A 1,871-nucleotide genomic window follows, 5' to 3' on the forward strand; every position below is an offset into this window, starting at 1 on the left:
CTTTAAAATTTCACAAACGGCAGGCGCTGGGACATTTAGAGGGCCGTGGTCGCACTTTGCTACGCCACCGCCAAGCTCGATCTTTGAGCTAAAAACTCTTGAAATGCCAAAATTTTTATATAGATACTCAAGGCAGATCGCGGCCCCTACGACATCTACTATGCTATCAATCGCTCCAACCTCGTGAAAATGCACCTCATCGATGCTAACTGCATGCACTTTTGCTTCAGATTGAGCGATCACGTGAAATATCGTAGCAGCCTTTTTTTTGCAAATCTCGCTCAAATTTGAGCTAGCCAAAATTTGCTTGATATCAGAGTAACTCCTAGCGTGAGGCTGCGATTTTAGTAGCACGACGTCTATTTTGGTCGCAGCGATGCCATTTTTTACTACGTTTTTTTGCTCTAAGCGAAATTCTCTGCTCAAATTTAGCTTTTCTAACTCAGAGCAAAGATAGCCAAAATCCACCCCAAGCCCTACAAGAGCGGCTAAATTCATATCGCCACTAATTCCAGAACTTGCGTCATAGTATAAAATTTTAGCCAAACTCACACCTTAGGCACGGTCATAGAGCCAAACGGCAATATGATTATTTTTGCGTCCTTGCCTTTTTGCGCTAGCGCCTCATCTACGGCCTTTTGTAGGTCGTGATACGGCTTTAGATGCACAGCTTTCATCTCATCATCACTTAGATCAGTCACAGCCCAAGTCTGTGCCCAGAGCGAAATTTCAGCCATTTTTGCAGCTTTGTGATAGCCAAGTTTAAAGCCAGAATTTATCTTTTCTAGCACTTTTTTTGGCGTATCGGCCGATGCCATAAGGTCAAAGAAAGGTTTTGGACCGATGCCTGTGCGGCATTTTGCGACCATTATTAAAATTCCATCCTGCGCAAGCGCTAGTTTGCCGTTATCTAGGGCTTTTTGCGCCTGATAAAGATCGACATCCATAGGATAAGGTGCGACCGAGATCACAACGTCAGCCTTTTGTGGGATATTTACGCAAAATACCTCATCAGCCTTTTTTACGCAGTCATAAAAGCTATCGTTTAGATCGCCAGCACTCGCGTAATAGACGCCATGCTCGCTATCAAGCACCGTCTGTATAGAAAAGACATCGATATTTGAAAGAACTTTCATCGCATCTATCATATCCTCATGCACAGGGTTGCCCTCTAGGCGCAGCGCCTGAGCGTCAGCGCTAAGTGCTAGTTTGTGATTTTGCGTGATGCTCTCGTATGATGCGGTGCCTGGCAAAAATGCCTTTCTACCGCCGGTGTAGCCTGCAAAATAGTGAGGCTCGACCGAACCTATGACGATCACTTTTTTGGCCTCTGCTACGATCTTGTTTAGATACATCTGCGTGCCGTTTTTGCTCTCGCCTAAAAATACCATCTCATCATGCTTTGAGTCGTGGTCATGAACCTCGTTTTTAGCTCTGATCTCTGGGTAAATTTCTTTAGAAAATATCATATTGTATTCATCTAGCGTGCCCTCTCTGTGGCAGCCAGTAGCGATGATAAAAATTTTATTTTTATCGCGAAGTTTTGGATAAATTTGCTTTAAAATTTTAGCAGTTGGCGTAGGTCTTGTGCCGTCATTTACGATGATAACGATCTTTTCATCGCCGGCGATAAACTCGTCAAAGCTTTTTTGATTTATCGGATTTGCCAGAGCCTTTGCTATGAGCGCTGCTTCGTCAAATTTAGCGACTTTGTTTGGGTCAAAAACGCCAAGTAGGTTTTTCTCGTCTATTTTTAAATTTATGTGGTCATCTTTGCCGTAAGCGATAGGGATTTGCATGCTTGCTCCTTAAATTTAACTATTAGTTATTTGCTTTTAGGATTTTATCTCAATCTTTCTTTTAAATATATT

At 42.8% G+C, this 1,871-nt stretch carries 2 protein-coding genes; both read right to left on the reverse strand.

Annotated elements, in window-relative coordinates:
* A partial coding sequence (locus tag Q0296_RS04830; RefSeq protein ID WP_298037263.1) for a LarC family nickel insertion protein occupies positions 1–546 on the reverse strand: 546 nt, incomplete at its 3' end.
* A gap of 2 nt (positions 547–548) precedes the next feature.
* A complete protein-coding gene (gene larA / locus Q0296_RS04835; protein ID WP_298037266.1) occupies positions 549–1,799 on the reverse strand; it encodes a nickel-dependent lactate racemase in 1,251 nt (416 codons plus the stop codon).
* Between the last annotated feature and the right edge of the window lie 72 nt (positions 1,800–1,871).

It is taken from the genome of uncultured Campylobacter sp., from assembly GCF_937890585.1.
In the GTDB taxonomy this organism is placed as follows: domain Bacteria; phylum Campylobacterota; class Campylobacteria; order Campylobacterales; family Campylobacteraceae; genus Campylobacter_A.